The sequence below is a fragment of the Tunturiibacter gelidiferens genome (assembly GCF_014201335.1).
Classification (GTDB): Bacteria; Acidobacteriota; Terriglobia; order Terriglobales; family Acidobacteriaceae; genus Edaphobacter; species Edaphobacter lichenicola_E.
In genome coordinates this window covers 760,666-780,385 of record NZ_JACHEB010000001.1, presented here as the reverse complement: position 1 = coordinate 780,385, position 19,720 = coordinate 760,666, and the positions used below count along the sequence as shown (strand labels likewise).

Sequence of the window (19,720 nt, the reverse complement as noted above, 5' to 3'; positions counted from 1 at the left end):
AGAAGCAGCAACAAAGTGTTGTTACGGAAACTAGACGCAGTCGAAATTCCAAACCGGGTTGGCAGAACAGACGTCAGCACGGTGCGAAGCAGAACTTCGCAGAAAGAAGTAATCGAATGAATCGTACCTACGAAATCATGTTCATCGTCCGTCCGGACGTTGAAGAAGCCGAACTCGACAAGCTGATTGAAGGCTTTTCCGCGAACGTCACCAATGGTGGCGGCGAAGTGAAGAGCGTCGAGAAGATGGGCCGCCGCCGGCTCGCCTACACCGTCCGCAAGTTCAACGACGGCTTCTACGTCCTGTTGAATGTTGCCGCAGCCGGTTCGCTGATCACCGAGATCGAGCGTCGCCTCCGCGTCTCCGAGCAGGTCATCAAGTTCATCACCGTTCGCATGGACGAAGAAGAGAAGCGTCTCGCGAAGGTCAAGGCCATCCGCGACACCAAGGTCAAGCGCAGCGCGCAGCCGATCGCAGCTCCTGTCCATGCCGCCGCCGCAGTCGACACCGAAGAAGAGAAGAAGCCCGTTGCAGCAGCTCCTGCCGAGCACGTCGCCACTGACGCACCGGCCGAGACTGTCTCCGCCGCGGTCTAACTTCCGCTTTCGCCAAAACATTCGCGATGAGGCTCAAACTGCATCGCACAACGCACTACGAACACCGATCTTCGCTTCCAATCGATTGCACTTCGTCGGTTGTTCAGAGGTTCCAACGCGAACCTGGAGCGAGGAGAGGCACAACGTACTTGAGAGGGAAATATCATGGCTGACGAAACCAGCACGCAATCAACTGAGCAGCACGCACCAACACCCCGCCCGTCGCACTCTGGCCCTGGCGCGGGTCCTCGCACCCCACGCCCCGCAGGCGCACCCGGCGGCGGTCCTGGCGGTCGCAAGTTCTTCCGTCGCAAGAAGGTCTGCAAGTTCTGTACCGAGAAGATCGACGCTATCTCCTACCGCGATGTTCGCCTGCTTCAGGGCTTCGTTGCCGAGCGTGGCAAGATCGTTCCGCGTCGCCTGACCGGCGTCTGCACCCGCCACCAGCGCAAGCTCAGCCTGGCAATCAAGCAGTCGCGTAACATCGCCCTGCTCGCCTTCGCTGCCCGCTTCTAACTTCTTCCGCTGCGGCGGAACTATTGGATACGCAAAGACTGGCGGCATCAGAGCCAGAGACGAAATCGGAGAAATGCAATGGAAGTCATTCTGAAGGAAGACGTAAACAAGCTCGGACATCGCGGCGACGTGGTCAAAGTCGCTGACGGCTACGGGCGCAACTATCTGCTGCCAGAGAAGCTCGCGATCGAAGCGACTCTCGCAAACAAGGCAGTCATCGAGCAGATGAAGGCATCGGCGGTTCGCAAGTCCGCTAAGGAAAAGACCGGGGCCGAGCAGTTGGCCACGCAGCTCTCCGAGGTCGAGCTTGTGTTCGAGCGCAAGGTTGGCGAGAACGAGCATCTGTTCGGCTCGGTTACCTCGGGCGACATCGCGCTGCAGCTCGAAGCCAAGGGCTTCACCATAGATCGCCGCAAGATCTCCCTCGAGGAGCCTCTGAAGACGATCGGCGAATACCACGTTCCCGTGAAGCTGCACCGCGAGGTTACCAGCCACGTGAAGGTGACGGTCAAGGGCGATCAGCCCGAAGCCGAAGCAGTCGCTACCACCGCTTAATCGACCAGCTTCGAAACATCAAAACGCATCGGCCTTCGCGAAATTCGCACGAGGGTCGATGCGGTTTATTTTGTAACAGCCAGTGTTTGAATGAGATGACGCCTTACTCGTACTTCAGTGTTTGCACGGGATCGAGCCGTGCGGCGCGGTTTGCTGGAAGCGTCCCAAAGAGAACGCCAACAAGCACAGAACTACCAAGCGCGAAGACTGGCGACCACGGATTGACAGGGATGCTAAACGGCGTAAGCAGACCTAGGGTCAATGGCAGCGCAAGGCCGATGATTGTGCCGATGACTCCACCGCTGAGCGAAAGGAAGACCGACTCGGTCAGAAATTGCATCCTGATCTCGCGGCTTGTCGCACCCAGTGCCTTCCGAATCCCAATCTCTTTTAGCCGCGACTGAACATTAGCGAGCATGCTGTTCATAATGCCGACGCCGCTGACGATCATCGTAATACCCGCGCCAAGCGTGAGAACGATGGTCAGCATATCGGCGATCTTTGCCATACTGCTGAGAATGTCGGTAAGCGTCGCAGCGGTGTAGACAGAACCCGCATAGTGCCGGGAACGGACGATTTCGAGGATGCGTTCGCTGGCCGGAACCACCATCGACGCACTCCGCATAGTAAAAAATATCTCTTTCAGCGTGTTGGTTCCCGTGAAGTAGCGCACCACCGGGTAGGGCACAAGCATGGTGTGGTCGCTGATCTCCGATTGACCATAAGTATCGAACGCCTCTTTGAATACTCCGATGACGACGAATGGGATGCCCTTGATGCTGATCGTCTTTCCGACGGCAGCCTTATCGGTGCCGTAAAGTTCCTCCGCGAATGGCTTCACGATTACAGCGACCTTCTCATGAGCGAGTTCATCCTGATCGTCGAAGAAACGTCCCGAAACAACGACCAGATTACGCACGACCCGATACTGAGGGGAGACGCCCAGCAGCGTCGTCTGCTTCGTGATGCCACCGCCTAGACTCACGTTATCGTGATACTCCAGCATCGGTGACGATGCGACGATGCCTGGAACCTGGTCGAGGACCGCGCGCATGTCGTCGAGCGTCATGTAGTCCGGAGTACTGGTATTGTCGGGGCCGCTGATGTTGCCGCCGCCATACTGCAGCTCAATCTTGTTCGGTCCAATGCTCGTCAACTGGTCAAGAGCATATTGTTTTCCGGTCGACCCAAGCGTCGCGACAAGAATGATCGAGGCAGAGCCGATGACCATACCCAGCATGGTGAGCAGAAACCGCGTCTTGCTGGCGCGGAAGCTGTCGACCGCAAGCCTTGCCACCTCGCTGAACATCATCGTGGATCGCGCGCTAGCCAGCGTGCGGTCGAACGAGCTCGGCTTTGGGAGGTTAGTGGTAGCCATTGGCCTAGAAAGTTAGACGCCTACCAGTATCGCAGCGGTTCATGGTTTCTTGCCAAAACCTTCTGGCCCGGCCCTCTGTCGGCACTTCCCTTGGACCGTTGGCATTTCTGGACGGTGGCTTGATGACGCACCGCGAAAGCCACGGAAAATCACTACATCGGAGCATTTTGCATCGAATCGCAGTATGAAGTCCCTCCGAATCGGTACGGCTGGCTGGAGTATCCCGAAACAATTTGCAGCCGCCTCACGGGACGGAACCCATCTGGACCGCTACTCCCAAATCTTTAACTGTGCCGAGATCAACTCCTCTTTCTACCGCTCTCACCGCCTATCTACCTGGGAGAAGTGGGCGAACTCGGTTCCAGAGGACTTTTGCTTCTCCGTTAAGGCGCCGAGGATGATCACTCACGAAGCCAAACTCGCTTGCACCCCGGCGGAGTTACAAACCTTCCTAACCGAAGCGAATGCTCTTGGCGGCAAGCTGGGGACGATCCTCTTTCAACTTCCGCCGAGCTCCGTCTTCCACCCCACCATCGCCAGGACGTTCTTCACCATGCTTTGCGATCTATATGCGGGGCACACGGTTTTAGAACCGCGCCACGCCACTTGGTTCACCCCCGAGGTCGATGATCTCCTGCAGAGTTTTCGGATTGCAAGAGTCGCCGCCGACCCCGCCCGTGTCCCGCAAGCCGCATACGCCGCTGGCTGGGGCGAACTAATCTACTGCCGTCTTCACGGCAGCCCTCGCACCTACTACTCGTCTTATCCCGCAACGTATCTTCGGTCTCTCGCTGCCACCATCGCGGCTCATCCAGCAAAAGAGATCTGGTGCATCTTCGATAACACTGCTTCTGGCGCAGCATTCGGAGACGCCCAAATCCTCAAGCATCTTCTCTCCACTTGACCACTCTATTTACTTCCCAGCATCTTATCGATCGCTGCCTGCGCCAGCGGCGCCATGATCGCATACCCCTGGGCATTCGGGTGCACTCCGTCGAAGCTTATGCCAGGCTTCATCCCGCCATCCCGTCCTACCATCGCCGAGTAGTAATCGAGGTAAGCCACCGAGTGGTTCACGCAATACCCTTTCAGCCAGTCATTTAGTGTCCTGATCTTCGGCGCGGGAACCAGGCCCGTCTTCCACGGATAATCCGCTACCGGCAAAATCGAGGCGACAATCACCTGAATCCCATTTGCCTTCGCCAGATCGATCATTGACCGGAAGTTGTCCTCGGTCATCTGGAGCGTCATCGGCCCCGTATTCCCTGCGATGTCGTTCGTTCCTCCCAGAATCACCACCGCTGCCGGACGCAGATCAATCACATCCTGCCGAAACCGCACCACCATCTGCGGCGTGGTCTGCCCGCTGATCCCGCGATTCACATACGGCTTCCCCGGAAAGAACTCTCCCGTATCCGCCCTCCGGCCCCAGCTATCCGTGATCGAATCCCCATAAAATATCACCCTCAGAGCACCCTCTGTCGCCGGAGCCAACGCTGCGTTGTCCGTTCGATATCTTCCCAGTTGCGGCCAGTCCTCCAGCTTCGCTTCCATCGAAGCGATCTGCTTCGCGGTCTCCTCCTCGGGTGTGGAAGCCGGCGGTACCGGGGCCGGAGAAGTGACCTGTGGGATTGCGGCAGTGGGTGCAGGCGTCTGGTTGACTGCGTTTTGACCTCGCATCTGCCCGCACGCAATAACAAAGCCAAAAATCACCCACCCTGCAGCAGAAACCAGCGTCACACCTCGCATCGAAACCTCCGCCTTTCTCTATTCCTCGCGTCCGATTGTAACGGTCCATCCCTGTAACGGATCTCTAACATTCCCTTACAGATGGAACTGGATTGGAACACCGGGTTGCACAATCTGTGCAATAAAATGCAACATCTCTGCGCACGACAAATCCGTTCGGACGGGTAAGCCTCTCTTGCAGAAGCGTCTATTGTCCGACGAATTCTCATACGAACTGCTCAACAGTGGCGTTGGGCCCCCTCTAAATCCACTTCTGGCGGTACCATGATGCGCTCCCTCTTTTCGTCTCGTAATTAGCTCGCTCCTTTTGGCCGCTGCTCCTGCGGCCTTTGCAGACACCGTTACGTGGGCCGACTGGAACGCGCCCACCAAGGGTGTCGTCACCGGGACCATTGGCTCTGTTGGTGTCACCTACTCGGGTGAGATCTCGTTCGTCGATCCATCGAACGTCGGCGAGTTCAACTACTTCCGACCCACAACCAGCTAGGTCGGCGGAGTCGTCGGAAATGCTTCGACCAACGGAGGCATGATCGCCATCACAGGCGCTACCGGTATCACTGATACCTTCAACTTCTCGACTGCAGTCACTGGCATCGTATTTTCTGAGGTCAGCCTGGGACAACCAGGCGTCGCAACCCAATACACCTTCGATCAGGGATTTAGTATCGAAGCCTGCGGCCCGAATGCCGTCTTCGGCGGCGGCTGCATCACGCATAGTGGCGACACGTTGCTCGGTCATGTGTCCGACGGAACCATCCTCTTCACCGGCGGCCCCGCTACTTCGCTCTCCTTCACCTCCCAAAATCCGGAGTTTTGGAACGGCTTCACCATCGGCCTTATCGAGGGACCTACCCCTCCGCCTGCTGTCCCGGAGCCTGACACCTTGGCTTTGGTTGTACGGGCCTTCTAGGTCTGATCACCGCAGCGAAACGCAAGTTCTTCGCCTGAAGTAACAGATTTCTGACGTCTTCCAGCCGGCTCTTCAACTCGGAGAGCTGGCTCAATTTTAATGGAGGAACACCTGCGTCCGCTCTCTGGAGAACCCTTAAGCAGTCTCTCTGCTGTACCTTAAGAGGTGATGCAACCCGGACTCTCTACCCACGTCTTCCTCCCGCAGCGCCTGCACCCCGGCCTGCTCGACGCTTTGCACAAATCCGGCGCTCAGGTGATCGAGCTCTTCGCCGCCCGTCATCACTTCGACTACACCGACCGTGCTGCCGTCCGTGACATCGCCACCTGGTTCAACTCCACCGGCGTAGGAGCCACGCTTCACCAGCCTCTTTACCTCAGCGACCGCGCCGACGCCCAATGGTCGCGCCACGTCGCCCCAAACCTCAATCTGATCGATCCCGAAAAATCCCGCCGCATCTCGGCCATGGACGAGGTTAAGCGCGCTCTCGAGTCCGCCGAGCAGATCCCCATCTCCGCCTGCACCCTCCACCTCGGCAACAAAGACGATGCCTGGAACCTCCGCGCCCTCGAGAACTCCCTCACTGCCATCGAGCACCTCAAGGCCTTCGCGCACCCCCTCGGCGTCCGCATTCTGCTTGAGAATCTACAAAACGAGATCACCACCCCCGAGCACCTCCTCGAAATCCTCAAGGTCGGCCACTTCGACCGCGTCGGCATCACCCTCGACGTAGGCCACGCGCATCTCGCTGCCCCCGATGCAAACAAGGGTATCGACGAAGCCTTCGAACTCCTCAAGCCCCGCATCGCCGAGCTCCACATCCACGACAACCTCGGCTCCAAGGACGACCATCTCTGGCCAGGCACTGCGGGCATCGACTGGCACAACGTCGCCAGACACATCGCCACGCTCCCGGCCAATACCCCGGGCATCCTCGAGATCGCCCACGAGCTGGAAGAAACCCCCGAATCCGCTACCACCAAGTCAACGCAGGCTTTCGATCTCCTCAAGCGAACGGCCGAAGCCACAGCGCAAAGCAATTAGTACCTGTATCAGGCACAAATAAGGAACCAATGAGCGAATCTGTAACCACCCACGTCACAACCTCCGCACCCCTCGCCACGATCGCGTCCCTCTCCGCCCACGAAGGCCAGACCATCACCCTCCGCGGCTGGCTCTACAACCTCCGCGCCTCGGGCAAGCTTCTCTTCCCCATCTTCCGCGACGGCACCGGCACCATCCAGGGCATCGTCCCCAAAGCCGCTGTCTCCGAAGAGGTCTTCGAGACCTTGAAAAATCTCACTCTCGAATCCAGCCTCACCGTCACCGGCAAAGTCCGCGCCGACTCCCGCGCCCCCTCCGGCTTCGAGCTCGACGTCGAAAGCATCGAAGTCCTCCAGCGCGTCCCCGAAGACACTCCCTTCCCCATCACCCTCAAAGAGCACGGCGTCGACTTCCTCATGGAGCACCGCCACCTCTGGCTCCGCACCCCGCGCCAGTCGGCCATCCTCCGCGTTCGCGCCACCATCATGCGCGCCGCAGCCGAGTACTTCGACACCAACGGCTTCATCCGCACCGACCCACCCATCCTCACCCCCAACGCCTGCGAAGGAACCTCCGAACTCTTCGAGATGGACTACTTCGACGACGACAAGGCCTACCTCACCCAGTCGGGCCAGCTCTACATCGAAGCCACCGCCCTCGCTCTCGGCAAGGTCTACAGCTTCGGCCCCACCTTCCGCGCAGAAAAATCCAAAACCCGCCGCCACCTCACCGAGTTCTGGATGATCGAACCCGAGGTCGCCTTCCTCGAGCTCGACGGCCTCATGAACCTCGCCGAAGGCTTCATCACCCACATCGTCACTCGCGTTCTCGAGTCGCACTGCGCCGACCTCAAGGTCATCGGCAAAGACATCGCCAAGCTCGAAGCCGTCGTCGGCACCTTCCCGCGCCTAAGCTACGACGAAGCCCACGCCATGCTCGACGAAGCCTACAAAGCCGGCAAGATCGAAGCTCCTCACAAATACGGCGACGACTTCGGCAGCCCCGACGAGACCTACATCTCCAGCCAGTTCGACAAGCCCGTCATGATCCACCGCTATCCCGCCGCCTTCAAGGCCTTCTACATGCAGCCCGACCCGTTCGACCCCACCAAGGCTCTCTGCGTCGACGTCCTCGCTCCCGAGGGCTACGGCGAAATCATCGGCGGCTCCCAGCGCATCGACAGCTACGACCTCCTCAAGTCCCGCATCGAAGAGCACCACCTCCCGCTCGACGCCTTCCAGTGGTACCTCGACCTACGCAAGTACGGCAGCGTCCCCCACGCCGGCTTCGGCATGGGCATCGAGCGCGCCGTCGCCTGGATCTGCGGCCTCGACCACGTCCGCGAAACCATCCCCTTCGCAAGAACCTTGAACCGCATCTACCCCTAGAAATCTTGCGGTTGACGAATATGCGGTAGCGGGCAGGTCTTACCCGATCCAGTTGTACTCGGGTGAACAAATAAAACGCACCTGAAATAGGCGACTATCAGCCTATTTCAGGGCTACTATTGTGCTCATCATCCAAATGAACTATCGGCCCAGTCTTCTGATCGATCCTGAGAACCAAATCAGATCAACGGAGGCAGTATTCGTATGGCTACCATTCCTATAGAAACACCCCCGTCATTCGCGCATCTTAATGGCGTCAACAGCAAGAGCAAAACGTGTGATGAGATTGCGGTCGCTGTCGACACTGGCAGGGTGGGCGATATTGTTGCCAAGCACGAAAAACTGATTCTTCAGTATTACGAGGATGTTCAGAAGCAGGCAATTGACAGCTTCAAAGCTGCCAGGACAGTCGCATACATCGGATTCGGAGTGCTGATCATCACTTGGATGTATACCCTTGGACTGGATATCTTCAGCAATCTCCCGATCTTCCATGGCGTCCCCGCAGATCACAAATCGGCAGTTAAAGTTGGAGTCATCAGTGCCATTCTCATCGAGTTCATTGCTTCGGTGAACTTCTGGCTTTACTCGAAAGCCTCCAAACAATTCGGAGCCTTCCACGTTTGCCTGGAGAGAACGCATCGTTATCTCGTCGCGTACAAGATCGGCGAGGAAACTGGGTCCAGGAAAGAGGCTGTCCTCGAAAAACTGGCATGCATCATGGCTAGCGCTCCAATGATCACGAACCGAGAGGATAATTCCGTTCAGTCTCAGCCCGTGACATCGAGCACCGAATAGTCTTCACAAGCCGGTAGGCTTCAAGGTTGGCGTAGGCTTCCATGAGGCTGCTGTCGTACGCATCCACGACGACGAAGATGATAAATAATCTCAACCGTGAATAGCTCATCTTAGCGAGAACGCCATTGCCGCTAAGATGGGCGTTCGCATCGCGCAAGCCGATCTTTCAAACCTCGGAAACAGATTTGCTCCTTTGTCTCAGATAGCCATTGAGCGCAACGATTGCATCCAACTCTCTCAAGACTCACCTGGGATAGTTTCATGCCGCGAAAGAAGCAACGCTTAGAGATAGTCTCCGACCCTGAAGAATCGGCGAAGGCAGCAGGCCTTCGCTATGTGACCGATACGAAACCCGGCATCCAGCGGAAGCCATGGCGCAAGACCTTCCGCTACTTCAATCCCGACGGAACCATGCTCCGCGACACCGATACGCTGGCACGAATCAAATCGCTCGTCGTTCCCCCAGCGTGGACCGATGTCTGGATATGTCCAAATCCTAAAGGCCATTTGCAGGTCACAGGACGCGATGCAAGAGGCCGGAAGCAAAGCCGCTACCATCCCGGCTGGCGCGAAGTGCGCGATGAAACCAAGTACGAGAGGATGATGATCTTTGGCGTAGCGCTTCCGAAGATTCGAGAGTGCATCGAGCGTGACCTTTCGCTTCCAGCCCTGCCGCGTCAAAAAGTGCTAGCCACCATCGTGCGTCTCATGGAAACTACCCTCATCCGAGTCGGCAATGAGGAGTATGCCCGCCAAAACCATTCCTACGGTCTCACCACCATGCGCAACAAGCATGTTGACGTTGCCGGCTCAACTGTCACATTCAGCTTTCAGGGAAAGAGCGGTATAAAGCACACCGTAGATATCACCGATCGCCGGATTGCCAAAATCGTTCAGCGCTGCCAGGACATTCCCGGATATGAACTCTTCCAGTATGTCGACAAAGATGGCACACAACACTCGATAGACTCTGCCGACGTCAACGAATATCTACGCGAAATATCGGAACAGGATTTCACCGCAAAAGACTTTCGCACCTGGACCGGAAGCGTTCTTGCCTGCGAACTGCTCTATGAGTTCGAAACTTTCGACTCGCAGACACAGGCAAAACGAAACGTTGTGCAGGCAATCAAGTCGGTCGCCTCACGTCTGGGAAACACACCATCTGTATGCAAAAAATGTTACGTTCATCCCGCGGTTCTCGACTCCTACATGAGCGGAGCGATGTTGAAAACAGTCAAACGCCAGGTGCAGGAACAGGATTCTGATTCCCGAGAGCTTCAACGGCGGGAGTTGGATCTTCTTGACCTCCTGCGTCGGCAGATTGATCGCGCAGTCGCATAGACGGTCTGGCGGCGAGGCTATGATTCGTGCGCAGGACGTTAACTCTCAGGAAAATTCCAGCATCCAAGCCTCTCTCACCTCAAAACATGACAAATCGCCCGAAAAAGCGTCCTATAGTATAGAGCCGTAACGCTCATTACAAGAGCAACGCTGGAGCAATCATGGCATTGAACGACTACCGCACGAACACCTACCCCGGCATCATCGACGTACCCCGCGAGGAAACCTCCTCGCTGCTTGCCAAGGTGCTTGCCATCACCTCGTTCGGCTTCTTCGTCACCGCCCTCGGCGTCGCTACCGCGCCTCCCTGGGGAACGTTCGTCGGCTTCATCGTTGTTCTGGGCCTTGTCTTCGCCATCAACTTCACCCGCAAGGCCAACCCCGCCGTCGCGCTCGGACTCTTCCTCACCCTCACGTACTTCATGGGCTGGGAGATCGGTCCCCTCATCCAGCGCTACATTCACAACTTCGGCTCCGCGATCGTCTTCAACGCCGCCGCGACCACCGGAGCGGGCATGGCCGTCATGGGCTGCGTCGCGTATCTCTTCAACATCAACTACCGCCGCATAGCCGGCATCGGCTTCGCCGCGTTGCTGTTGCTGATCATCGCCGGAATCGCCAGTATGTTCTTCCACTTTCTCTCGCCCGACACCTACTCCTGGCTCACGCTAGGCATCTTCGGCCTGCTCACCGTAGGCGACTTCGCCCGCATCCGTGCCGGCGGAGACGGTCGCTCCGCCGTCTCGCTCTCCCTCTCCATCTATCTCGACGCCATCAACATCTTCCTCGCCGTTCTTCAGTTAATGGGCGGCCGCCGCAGAGACTAGCTCCAAGCCACTCGGACCCCGACTCACCCAGGAGAGAAAAATGGCCTCAGTCCTCATCACCGGCACCAGCAAGGGAATTGGCTTGGAAACCGCGCTGGCCTTCGCGCGCACCGGCCATCAGGTCCATGCCACGATGCGCAATCCCGCGCAATCACCCGCTCTGGCAGAGGCCGCTGCGAAAGAAAAGCTACCTATCCTCATCACACAGATGGACGTAGACTCCGACACCTCTGTCCGCGACGAGATCGCCACCATCCTTAAGGACTACGGCCCCATCGACGTGCTGGTCAACAACGCTGGCGTTGAAGCAATCGGCTCCGTCGAAGAGCTTCCCCTCTCCAACTTCCGATCCGTCATGGAGACCAACTACTTCGGAGTGATCCGCTGCGTTCAGGCAGTCGTCCCGTCCATGCGTCAACGCCGAAGCGGATGCATCATCAACGTAAGCTCCGTCTCCGGACGCATCTCGTGCCCGCCAATGACCGCCTATTGCGCCTCAAAGTGGGCACTCGAAGCGCTCAGTGAAGCCCTCGCCGGCGAGATGAAGACCTTCAACGTCCGTGTCGCCATCGTCGAACCCGGCATCATCGACACCGCCATGGCTCGCCGCATCGAACACCCCGAGACCAAATCGCCCTACGGCCAGAGCGCACGATTCGCCGCCTTATTCGAGAACTCCCTCAAGACCCCGGTCCCCCCATCGCTCGTCGCCGACAAGATCCTCGAAGTCGCCAATAGCGATACCTGGCAACTTCGCCATCCCGCAGGTCCCGACGCTCTTCCATTTATCCAATGGCGCGCCGAGATGACCGACGAGGACTGGGTCGACACCAACGCCGGCGACGACACAACCTTCTTCTCCCGGCTAAGCCCACCAAAATAAATTCGAAACGGTCGCGAATCCTACTTCCCGCTCGGCGGGTACTGTTTAAACATCTTCGTCACAGCCTTATCGATCTTCTGGCTATTCTTGTCCGGCTTGTCCGACAACGTGCCCTTCGCCGCCCCGCGCCAGAGCAGCTGCTTCGTCTTCCCATCGTCAATATCCACCACCAGCGTCCCCACGTTGGTGACATACTGATTCACCGTCGCCATGCCGCCGCCCCATCTCCATCCGCCACCTGTTCCCGTACGACAGTCTGAGTCTGCTGCGAAATTCCCGCGCCGTACGTCACAAACACATCCGGAGAGTCATCGACTTTCCTCATCCCCTTCGCCGCCAGTTGGCTGTCGATCGCTGCAACAATGCGTTGATCCATTAATGGATTCGGGGTTAGCCGAGTCGGCTTCACCCACGCATAAGTCTTGAACTGCGAGAAGGTCCCTGCGCTGTGGTCCCAATCGACAACCACCGTCTGAGAATATCCAGCGAGCGTAAAGAAAAACTAACAGCCAACAGCAGAAAGATCTTCGTGCGTGGTCTCATGATTTGCCTTTCTCTACACTGCTCGAGATGAACTGCCGAACGCCGCCATCTTAGCAAAGACCCAGCCAACGCATAACAACGCCGGAACAATTGGCCTACGCAAACATGTCATCGCCCGATCTTCACCGCGTTCCCTGTACGTTTTTCTCCGCACCAACCCTGCAAGCCGCCGGAACATTGGTCATCTGTTTCGCAAACACCCGATAGCTCATCGTTCCCGGCCGCAGCGTCGACCAGTATCCCGAAGCCGACAGCAGCGGTTTGTGTTTCTCGATCAACTGATGATCCAGAATCTTCACTCCGCACTCAAGATTGTTCTTCGGCTGCAAAATCGTCCGTGCCGGATCCTTCACGGGCAGTTTCTTATCAGTGTCCCAGTCGAAGTCGCACCCATACCGCTTCTGGTCTTCATACGTCAGCTGCAACAGTCCCGACGTACGCCCCGCGCGCCCCGTCACCTCATCTTTTACTTCCATCTCCGGCTGAGTATGCTTTGCCTGAACCGTCGGTTCCAGTCCTGCCTCCGCCCCCGCCAGTGCCTGAAAGAAGTAAGTCCAGAACGCCCGCTTGTCATCCTCCGCCATCGTGTAAAACCGTGGACAGAATCGCCTCACATCATGCGGCACCTGCCCTGACAGCATTGCAGGCGGCAGCGCCAGCTCCACAATCTTGTCCCACTCTGGGTCCCACGTCGACCCACCCACCTCTGCCTTCTTCGTATCGATCGGAGTCGGCGGGGCGGGCTTCATCGCCGGTGCCGGAGCAGCCGTCGCCTGTGCCGTCTCATGCTTCCCACATCCTGCAGCCAACATCGGCGCTGCCAAACCAATCAGCGCTACCGCGACCCTAAAAACTCGGTTCATCTTCGCACCTTATGAAACAGGGCCCATCACAGGAAGATGCGATCCGCAAGCGTGCAGTTGCAGAGGCTGTTTGCAATCGCCTCGATTTCTCGTCAAAACCGCTGCATCGTACCCTGATCCATCGCCCCGTGAAAGTACTTTGCCAAAGCCTCTTCAAACACACCGCCCGAGCCTTCTGCGGCCTTCGTAATTGGCGCCGCGGCTTTCGCAAATAACGTCATGCTCGAATGAAACTTCATATCATCCGGAGACCCAAAGATCTCCTCCACCGTCTTTCCCTGCACTCCCACCACAATCCCCGCCGCCTCCTGCAATCGTGACCCTAGGACAACATGATCAAGGTAAGCCCGCGCCTCGGCCAGCGACGAGATCGCATACCGCACCGCCATCGGGCTGCTCCCGAGCCCATAAATCTGCGGAAAAACAAACCACATCCAGTGGCTCCGCTTCCTCCCCGCACGCAACTCGTCGCATGCCTGCTCATACACCTCCGCCTGTGCTTCTAAGAATCGCTGCAAATCGTAAACATCTTGTTCGCGGGCCATCTGTCTATGGCACCTCATTGGAATCTCAAAACCACTGTAGTTTCCGCACCTGCATTATCCTCCAAACTCCACGAAGCATCGCGCGCATTTTCGTCTACAGACCACCAGCTTCACCACATAAAACAATTCACGACCAATCGTCGTCCGAACCTTGCACCTCTTCCAAACCCGAGCGTAGAGTGGCGATGCCCAAAAAGGAGGGCTCCCCACATGTCTTCGAACATCACGCGCCGCAGTCTCTTCGGCATGGTCTCCACCGCTGCAGTAGCGGGCGCAATGCCATCTCTCTTCGCCTCGCCGTCAGCTCACGCACAACTTGGCCAAGCGAATCCCCTCGCCAACGCACAGAACTTCGCCACCTCCATCAATCGCGCTTTCACCTTCCAGAACCTCATGATGGACGCCTACACCTCCGGCGCAACCATCCGCCTCTCTCAGAGTTACAGCGACGCAGCACTCAATGCCACCGGCTTCACCTACGACAACGCCGTCGCCATCCACGCTTATCTCTCTCGCGGCCAGCAGGACGACCTCGTCCGTGCGAAGACTCTCGGCCTCGGCCTTCTGCACGCTCAGGCCACTAACTTCCCAGTCGCCGACGGCCGCTTCGCCCAGGCCTACTTCGTCAACGCGCCCGACTCCAGTGGCGCCTTCATCACACCCGCAGCTTTTCCGTTCTTCTTCTACGGCAGCTCCGTAGGCGATCAAGCCTGGGCAGGCATGGCACTCGCGCAACTCTACCGCCGCACCCGCGACACGCATTACCTTACCGGCGCCCTCTTAGTTGCAAACTGGATCGTCACCAACACCTACAACACACAAGGCCCCGGCGGTTACTCCTACGGCACCATCATCGATCAGTTCAACAACTCCCAGCCTTCGCCCAACGGCAAATCCACCGAGGGCAACCTCGACACCTACGCTTTCTTCACCATGCTCCACACACTCACCAACGGCGGCCACGCCAACAACGGCATGACGTGGACAGCACTCGCACAACACGCCTTCCAATTTGTCTTCGCCATGTTCAACCCGCAAGGCCCCTTCTTCTACACCGGCACACTTCCCGATCAAGTCACCATCAACACCACGCCCATCCCCGAAGACTGTCAGACATGGTCTTACCTGGCATTCCTCGACGCACGTTCTCGCGGCACCATCGACTGGGCGCTCGCAAATCTCCAGACCACAGACACCGCCTCTTCGCCGAACGCCAACCTCACCGGAACCCAAACCGTCAGCGGGCTGACATTCTCATCTGCTAGTCTGACCACCCCAACCAACGATCCACACGCCGTATGGCTCGAAGGCACGGCCCACACCGCAGCTGCACTCACCGCACGGGTTTTGCGCGGAGGCGACCCGATCCTGTCTCTTCTGACCGATATCTCGCGCGCCGTTCAACTTCTCAAAGACTGCGAGCACGCACAACAGATTCTCGGCGTCGGTCAAACCGCAGGAGGCAAAGTCATTCCCAATGGCCTCGGGGTCGTCGCCTCCTCCAGTGTCCTCGACACCGGCTTCGGCTTCACCTATGGCCCATCACTCCACATCGGCGCAACCGGCTGGTACCTCATCGCCAGTCTCGCCGCTAACCCCTTCCAACTCGGCTACAGAGTCATCAGCTAGAAAAAAGTGACCGAGGTTTAGGCCTCGGTCACTTCATCTACTTCACACCTTTATTCGGATCCCAGACTCCCTGCAGCTTCCTCACATAGACCATCTGCCCAATGTGATAAGCGTTGTGCGTCCCCACGTGCGCGATCCTCGAAGCCCACAGCGAGACCTTCGCATCATCGGCCGCCTCCACTGCGTTCTCCCAGTCCGTCATCACCTGGTCAAGCTGCTTCACTGTCGTGTCCCAGCTCTTCGCGTCAAAGTCGTTAAACGTCTCGTCATTGTTACCGTCGAACTTTGCCGGTGTCTCGCCCTTGAACTTCGCCAGCATCTCCCGATCCCAGAAAACCAGGTGATTGGCCAACTGCCCCACCGAGTGATTCCCACTCTTGTCCGTCCAACTCGCCTGCGCTGGTGTCAGTCCCGCCACCGCCGTATTCGCCGGCACGAACCACTCTGCCTTGTTGTGCGTCGTTCGCAACTGCTCCAACAGAACTGCCTTCAACGTCATTGGCTTTTCCGACTGCGCCACGGCAAAGCCAGACGAAGCCACAACAACCATCACCAGCCCAACCAGAACTCGCCTCATAGGAAATCTCCTCGATTTACTCTCTCTTCCACCGGATCGGATGACGAATCATTCTACGGAGCGAACAGGACCTCGGTTCCGTGCAAACAGCCAACTTCGCAAGGTTACAAGTCGTGTCAAGCCCCGAATCCTCGAAAACCCGCGCCAGACAAGCGGCTTCGCGTGGCGTATGAGTTATCTCCGCTCAGCTATACTTGATAGAGAAAAGCAGAAACAGAAAGCCCCGGACTCAACTCCGGGGCTTTCTCCTTTGTTTGGACGAATTTAGCCGTAACCCTTGTAGAATGACGAATTTGCGGAGGATGATACCCGCTAACTTATTGCATCAAAGGGACTTAGGCGCGGGCAACAGGGGGGGCCTCACTGGGGCTATTTCTCGCTGGTCGGTGGAGCCAGACCCTTCAAGCGCAGATAGAGGGAAAGCGTCGCATACTGTTCGTTGTCATGTGAGACCGTCCCCCACAGGATTCCAATGCGAGACCTCTTCGCATTGAAGACATCGAACATATCTGCGAGATTCGCATCCGTCACGGAGGCGAACGCTTTATCGCACTCGGCAAACGAGGCCTTCAGTCCCTCAATGATGGCTGCCTTGTCCGCAGTATCTGCCGGTACCTTCGCAAGATCGTTCGGCGCTGTTCGATTGATCGCACCGCATGTTTTCAGTTGTGCTTCAGTGACATGATTCACGACACGCGCATAAGTTCGGATGTCGGGCGTCGGTTTGAACTGGTAGTCTTCCGCGGGCATCTTATCGGCGGCCTTCAATATGTTGCCCTTCTGCGCCGCGTAACTTCTCTGCACTTCACCTGCAGGCCCGCTTGGCCCAGTAGGAGCCGCCGGCGCCTGACCCATTGCCACACCCGAAATCATCAAAGCTCCGACCACGCACATCACACGCATCTGCTGCATCCTTGTCACCTCGCACCCCCAAGCCTAACCCGGCCCCACGTCGAGCCCGAAATATTTTTGTCAACACCGTGTAATTTTCAGAAGGAGAAACGAAGAATCGCGAAACCGCAAGCGAGTCGAGAAACGACTCTTCGGAGGGTTGAGGCCACCAATGAACTATCCTGTAAGAGACTACCCCGCGACGCCGAAACAAGCCTCGTAACAAGCTCGCAAGAAGGAAAACAGAACAATGCCATTGAATTGCGGAATCGTTGGTTTGCCCAACGTAGGAAAATCAACGATCTTCAACGCCCTCACCTCAGCCAAGGCGCAAGCCGCAAACTATCCCTTCTGCACGATCGATCCCAACACCGGCGTTGTGACGGTGCCCGACGAGCGCCTTGCCAAGATCTCTGAACTCATCAAGCCCAAGTCTCTCGTGCCCACGACCATGGAGTTCATCGACATCGCCGGTCTAGTAGAAGGAGCGTCAAAGGGCGAAGGCCTCGGCAATCAGTTCCTCGGCCACATCCGCGCCACCGACGCCGTAGCACACGTGGTCCGCTGCTTCGATGACCCTGAGGTGATCCATGTTGCAGGCGGCGTCAACCCACTCCACGACATCGACATCATCAACACGGAACTCCTCCTCGCCGACCTCGATACGGTTGAAAAGCGCAACACAAAAGTCGAACGCGCAGCGAAGGCCTCGAGCGATGGGAAGATCAAGGCCGAGCACGCTATGCTGCAGAAGCTCCTGACAGCCCTTAATGCAGGCAAGCCGGCTCGCACCGCTGATCTTACTGACGAAGAAAAGGTCCTTTCGCGCGAGCTCTTCCTCATCACCTCTAAGCCGCAACTCTATGTTGCCAACGTCGATGAGGCTGGTCTCATCGAAGGCAACGCGTACACCGCAGCCGTCGAGAAGCGCGCCGAAGAAGAAGGTAGCCAGGTCGTTCGGATCTGCGGCGCGCTTGAATCGGAGATCGCTCAGTTGGAACCGGCTGAGCGCGACGAGTTTCTGAAAGATATGGGCCTCGCCGAACCAGGCCTCAACCGTCTGATCTACTCCGCCTACCGCCTTCTCGACCTCATCACTTATTTCACTGCCGGCGTGCAGGAGGTTCGCGCGTGGACCATCCGTCGTGGCACCAAGGCCCCGGGCGCTGCAGGCGTCATCCACTCGGACTTCGAAAAGGGCTTCATCAAGGCCGACTGCTATGCCTCCGATGATCTGTTCAAATATGGCAGCGAACAGGCCGTCAAGGAAAAAGGCTTACTCCGCTCCGAGGGCAAAGAGTACATCGTCAAAGACGGTGACATTCTCTTCTTCAAATTCAACGTGTAGCCGGAAGGTCTTTATACTTGAGGAATATGCCTACTTTTGCCTCGCTCGAAGACCAGCTTGACCTCATTACCAAAGGTGCCGCGGAGATTGTTCCGCTGGAGGCTCTGAAAGAGCGAATTGCGAAGTCGATTGCCACAGGCATGCCGATGCGGATCAAGGCGGGCTTCGACCCTACGGCGCCTGACCTGCATTTGGGCCATACCGTCCTGTTGCGGAAGCTGAAACACTTTCAGTCTTTGGGGCATACCGTAATCTTTCTCATCGGCGATTCAACGGCGCTGATCGGCGATCCGACCGGTCGAAACGTGACGCGCAAACCGCTGACGCCAGAGCAGATCGCAGCGAATGCAGAGACCTACAAGGAGCAGGTGTTTAAGATTCTCGATCCCGAAAAGACCGAGGTTCGATACAACTCCGAGTGGCTGGATAAGCTGAGCTACTACGACATGGTGAAGCTGATGGCGCAGTTCACCGTATCGCAGATGCTGGAGCGCGAGGACTTTCATAAGCGGTTCAACGAGGAGCAGCCGATTGCGTTGCATGAGCTGATCTACCCGATCGCGCAGGGTTATGACTCCGTGGCGCTGAAATGCGATGTGGAGCTTGGTGGCACGGATCAGAAGTTCAATCTGATGCGTGGGCGGGATCTGCAAAAGCACTACGGCCAGCCGCAACAGATTGTGCTGATGACTTCCATCATGGAGGGGCTCGATGGCGTGCAGAAGATGTCGAAGTCGTTGGGTAACGCGATTGGCATCCATGAGCCCGCGGCGGAGATGTACGGGAAGTTGATGTCGGTGTCGGATGAACTGATGTGGAAGTACTGGACACTTCTAACGGATCTGCGAAGTTCGGAGATTACGCAGATGCAGGCCGATGTCGCCGCTGGTGCGCTGCATCCGATGCAGGCAAAAAAGAATCTGGCCTGGACAATTACACGCGACTTTCACTCCAAGGAAGAAGCAGATAGTGCCGCCGATGGGTGGGCGAAGATGTTTCAGCAGCGCGGGGTAAGCGACGATGTGCCTGTGGTGAAGGTGTCAAAAGCTGCTGAGGATCTGGTCGTAACAAATGGGCCGTTTGGGACGTCAGTCAAGATGACGAAGCTTCTGCAACTTTCAGGTTTGGCGAGCTCCGCAGGTGAAGCAACGCGCAAACTGGCTGAGAATGCCGTCAGCGTAAATGGCGAAAAGTTTGCCGAAAAAGTGATAAAGCTTGAGATACTTGGCGATTCGCCAACGCTGCGACTGGGCAAGAAGAGCGTGCGGCTTGAGTGGACGAACTAACTTGTTTGCGTCGGTATTTCGAATGAAGAACTCTTCGCAGAACGAGTGTT

Annotated in this window: 21 protein-coding genes and 1 pseudogene; 14 read left to right on the top strand and 8 right to left on the bottom strand. The window is 57.3% G+C overall.

Translation table 11 applies throughout. The features are described from left to right. The first annotated feature begins 116 nt into the window (after nt 1–116). The 3 genes from rpsF to rplI all read left to right on the top strand — a co-directional run bounded on the left by rpsF (nt 117) and on the right by rplI (nt 1,667). Nucleotides 117–596 (top strand): 30S ribosomal protein S6, encoded by a 480-nt coding sequence (gene rpsF, locus HDF14_RS03350; protein WP_183973471.1) that lies wholly within the window; start codon nt 117–119, stop codon nt 594–596. A 165-nt stretch (nt 597–761) separates the two neighbouring features. Then, complete coding sequence (gene rpsR, locus HDF14_RS03345) at nt 762–1,112, top strand: 30S ribosomal protein S18 (RefSeq protein ID WP_183973469.1); 351 nt, start codon at nt 762–764, stop codon at nt 1,110–1,112. A 78-nt stretch (nt 1,113–1,190) separates the two neighbouring features. Then, on the top strand, nt 1,191–1,667 hold the full coding sequence (gene rplI, locus HDF14_RS03340; protein WP_183973467.1) for a 50S ribosomal protein L9: 477 nt from the start codon (nt 1,191–1,193) through the stop codon (nt 1,665–1,667). A 103-nt stretch (nt 1,668–1,770) separates the two neighbouring features. On the opposite strand, the gene HDF14_RS03335 is transcribed toward rplI, so the two are convergent. After that, the gene (locus HDF14_RS03335; protein ID WP_183973465.1) at nt 1,771–3,045 is read right to left on the bottom strand and encodes an ABC transporter permease; all 1,275 of its coding nucleotides are present in this window, start codon (nt 3,043–3,045) and stop codon (nt 1,771–1,773) included. 184 nt (nt 3,046–3,229) lie between these two features. Here HDF14_RS03335 and HDF14_RS03330 point away from each other — a divergent pair, with 184 nt between their 5' ends. Further along, nucleotides 3,230–3,949: a DUF72 domain-containing protein gene (locus HDF14_RS03330; RefSeq protein ID WP_183973463.1), complete on the top strand. Its 720-nt coding sequence runs from the start codon at nt 3,230–3,232 to the stop codon at nt 3,947–3,949. Nucleotides 3,950–3,954: 5 nt separating this feature from the next. Here the strand turns inward: HDF14_RS03330 and HDF14_RS03325 are convergent, their stop codons facing one another. Then, a complete protein-coding gene (locus HDF14_RS03325) occupies nt 3,955–4,794 on the bottom strand; it encodes an SGNH/GDSL hydrolase family protein (RefSeq protein WP_260697977.1) in 840 nt (279 codons plus the stop codon). 307 nt (nt 4,795–5,101) lie between these two features. Here HDF14_RS03325 and HDF14_RS03320 point away from each other — a divergent pair, with 307 nt between their 5' ends. The 4 genes from HDF14_RS03320 (at nt 5,102) to asnS (ending at nt 8,136) form a co-directional block, all read left to right on the top strand. Further along, entirely contained in the window at nt 5,102–5,281 is a 180-nt protein-coding gene (locus HDF14_RS03320) for a hypothetical protein (RefSeq protein ID WP_183973461.1), read from the top strand. 39 nt (nt 5,282–5,320) lie between these two features. Continuing rightward, the gene (locus HDF14_RS03315) at nt 5,321–5,704 is read left to right on the top strand and encodes a hypothetical protein (protein WP_183973459.1); all 384 of its coding nucleotides are present in this window, start codon (nt 5,321–5,323) and stop codon (nt 5,702–5,704) included. A gap of 168 nt (nt 5,705–5,872) precedes the next feature. Then, a complete protein-coding gene (locus HDF14_RS03310; protein WP_183973457.1) occupies nt 5,873–6,748 on the top strand; it encodes a sugar phosphate isomerase/epimerase family protein in 876 nt (291 codons plus the stop codon). Nucleotides 6,749–6,777: 29 nt separating this feature from the next. Beyond that, entirely contained in the window at nt 6,778–8,136 is a 1,359-nt protein-coding gene (gene asnS, locus HDF14_RS03305; protein WP_183973455.1) for an asparagine--tRNA ligase, read from the top strand. A 234-nt stretch (nt 8,137–8,370) separates the two neighbouring features. Here the strand turns inward: asnS and HDF14_RS03300 are convergent, their stop codons facing one another. Then, a complete protein-coding gene (locus tag HDF14_RS03300; protein WP_183973453.1) occupies nt 8,371–8,778 on the bottom strand; it encodes a hypothetical protein in 408 nt (135 codons plus the stop codon). A 417-nt stretch (nt 8,779–9,195) separates the two neighbouring features. Between HDF14_RS03300 and HDF14_RS03295 the strand changes: the two genes are divergently transcribed. The 3 genes from HDF14_RS03295 (at nt 9,196) to HDF14_RS03285 (ending at nt 11,988) form a co-directional block, all read left to right on the top strand. Further along, complete coding sequence (locus HDF14_RS03295; protein WP_183973451.1) at nt 9,196–10,278, top strand: DNA topoisomerase IB; 1,083 nt, start codon at nt 9,196–9,198, stop codon at nt 10,276–10,278. 161 nt (nt 10,279–10,439) lie between these two features. Then, nucleotides 10,440–11,105, top strand: a complete 666-nt coding sequence (locus tag HDF14_RS03290) for a Bax inhibitor-1/YccA family protein (protein ID WP_183973448.1) — start codon at nt 10,440–10,442, stop codon at nt 11,103–11,105. Nucleotides 11,106–11,145: 40 nt separating this feature from the next. Continuing rightward, complete coding sequence (locus tag HDF14_RS03285; protein WP_183973446.1) at nt 11,146–11,988, top strand: SDR family oxidoreductase; 843 nt, start codon at nt 11,146–11,148, stop codon at nt 11,986–11,988. 20 nt (nt 11,989–12,008) lie between these two features. Here the strand turns inward: HDF14_RS03285 and HDF14_RS27360 are convergent. The 3 genes and pseudogenes from HDF14_RS27360 to HDF14_RS03265 form a co-directional block, all read right to left on the bottom strand. Beyond that, a pseudogene (locus tag HDF14_RS27360) lies at nt 12,009–12,397 on the bottom strand (DUF4136 domain-containing protein). A gap of 256 nt (nt 12,398–12,653) precedes the next feature. Next, nucleotides 12,654–13,394, bottom strand: coding sequence for a hypothetical protein (locus HDF14_RS03270; protein WP_183973441.1), 741 nt, complete (start codon nt 13,392–13,394; stop codon nt 12,654–12,656). A 92-nt stretch (nt 13,395–13,486) separates the two neighbouring features. Continuing rightward, nucleotides 13,487–13,939 carry a DUF1810 domain-containing protein gene (locus tag HDF14_RS03265; RefSeq protein ID WP_183973439.1) on the bottom strand — a complete coding sequence of 151 codons (453 nt, stop codon included), beginning with the start codon at nt 13,937–13,939 and terminating at the stop codon, nt 13,487–13,489. Between the two features lie 210 nt (nt 13,940–14,149). Between HDF14_RS03265 and HDF14_RS03260 the strand changes: the two genes are divergently transcribed. Then, a complete protein-coding gene (locus HDF14_RS03260) occupies nt 14,150–15,568 on the top strand; it encodes a Tat pathway signal sequence domain protein (protein ID WP_183973437.1) in 1,419 nt (472 codons plus the stop codon). A 37-nt stretch (nt 15,569–15,605) separates the two neighbouring features. On the opposite strand, the gene HDF14_RS03255 is transcribed toward HDF14_RS03260, so the two are convergent. Next, nucleotides 15,606–16,145 (bottom strand): DinB family protein, encoded by a 540-nt coding sequence (locus HDF14_RS03255; RefSeq protein WP_183973435.1) that lies wholly within the window; start codon nt 16,143–16,145, stop codon nt 15,606–15,608. Between the two features lie 369 nt (nt 16,146–16,514). After that, nucleotides 16,515–17,057: a DinB family protein gene (locus HDF14_RS03250; protein ID WP_183973433.1), complete on the bottom strand. Its 543-nt coding sequence runs from the start codon at nt 17,055–17,057 to the stop codon at nt 16,515–16,517. 229 nt (nt 17,058–17,286) lie between these two features. On the opposite strand from HDF14_RS03250, the gene ychF reads away from it, so the two are divergent. Next, nucleotides 17,287–18,384: a redox-regulated ATPase YchF gene (gene ychF, locus HDF14_RS03245; RefSeq protein ID WP_183973431.1), complete on the top strand. Its 1,098-nt coding sequence runs from the start codon at nt 17,287–17,289 to the stop codon at nt 18,382–18,384. Nucleotides 18,385–18,410: 26 nt separating this feature from the next. Beyond that, entirely contained in the window at nt 18,411–19,670 is a 1,260-nt protein-coding gene (gene tyrS, locus HDF14_RS03240) for a tyrosine--tRNA ligase (protein ID WP_183973429.1), read from the top strand. Nucleotides 19,671–19,720: the final 50 nt, after the last annotated feature.

Coding starts and splice junctions, on each gene's coding strand:
- rpsF (WP_183973471.1), top strand. CDS start 117: ATGAATCGTACCTACGAAATCATGTTCATCGTCCGTCCGGACGTTGAA.
- rpsR (WP_183973469.1), top strand. CDS start 762: ATGGCTGACGAAACCAGCACGCAATCAACTGAGCAGCACGCACCAACA.
- rplI (WP_183973467.1), top strand. CDS start 1,191: ATGGAAGTCATTCTGAAGGAAGACGTAAACAAGCTCGGACATCGCGGC.
- HDF14_RS03335 (WP_183973465.1), bottom strand. CDS start 3,045: ATGGCTACCACTAACCTCCCAAAGCCGAGCTCGTTCGACCGCACGCTG.
- HDF14_RS03330 (WP_183973463.1), top strand. CDS start 3,230: ATGAAGTCCCTCCGAATCGGTACGGCTGGCTGGAGTATCCCGAAACAA.
- HDF14_RS03325 (WP_260697977.1), bottom strand. CDS start 4,794: ATGCGAGGTGTGACGCTGGTTTCTGCTGCAGGGTGGGTGATTTTTGGC.
- HDF14_RS03315 (WP_183973459.1), top strand. CDS start 5,321: ATGATCGCCATCACAGGCGCTACCGGTATCACTGATACCTTCAACTTC.
- HDF14_RS03310 (WP_183973457.1), top strand. CDS start 5,873: ATGCAACCCGGACTCTCTACCCACGTCTTCCTCCCGCAGCGCCTGCAC.
- asnS (WP_183973455.1), top strand. CDS start 6,778: ATGAGCGAATCTGTAACCACCCACGTCACAACCTCCGCACCCCTCGCC.
- HDF14_RS03300 (WP_183973453.1), bottom strand. CDS start 8,778: ATGCGTTCTCTCCAGGCAAACGTGGAAGGCTCCGAATTGTTTGGAGGC.
- HDF14_RS03295 (WP_183973451.1), top strand. CDS start 9,196: ATGCCGCGAAAGAAGCAACGCTTAGAGATAGTCTCCGACCCTGAAGAA.
- HDF14_RS03290 (WP_183973448.1), top strand. CDS start 10,440: ATGGCATTGAACGACTACCGCACGAACACCTACCCCGGCATCATCGAC.
- HDF14_RS03285 (WP_183973446.1), top strand. CDS start 11,146: ATGGCCTCAGTCCTCATCACCGGCACCAGCAAGGGAATTGGCTTGGAA.
- HDF14_RS03270 (WP_183973441.1), bottom strand. CDS start 13,394: ATGAACCGAGTTTTTAGGGTCGCGGTAGCGCTGATTGGTTTGGCAGCG.
- HDF14_RS03265 (WP_183973439.1), bottom strand. CDS start 13,939: ATGGCCCGCGAACAAGATGTTTACGATTTGCAGCGATTCTTAGAAGCA.
- HDF14_RS03260 (WP_183973437.1), top strand. CDS start 14,150: ATGTCTTCGAACATCACGCGCCGCAGTCTCTTCGGCATGGTCTCCACC.
- HDF14_RS03255 (WP_183973435.1), bottom strand. CDS start 16,145: ATGAGGCGAGTTCTGGTTGGGCTGGTGATGGTTGTTGTGGCTTCGTCT.
- HDF14_RS03250 (WP_183973433.1), bottom strand. CDS start 17,057: ATGCAGCAGATGCGTGTGATGTGCGTGGTCGGAGCTTTGATGATTTCG.
- ychF (WP_183973431.1), top strand. CDS start 17,287: ATGCCATTGAATTGCGGAATCGTTGGTTTGCCCAACGTAGGAAAATCA.
- tyrS (WP_183973429.1), top strand. CDS start 18,411: ATGCCTACTTTTGCCTCGCTCGAAGACCAGCTTGACCTCATTACCAAA.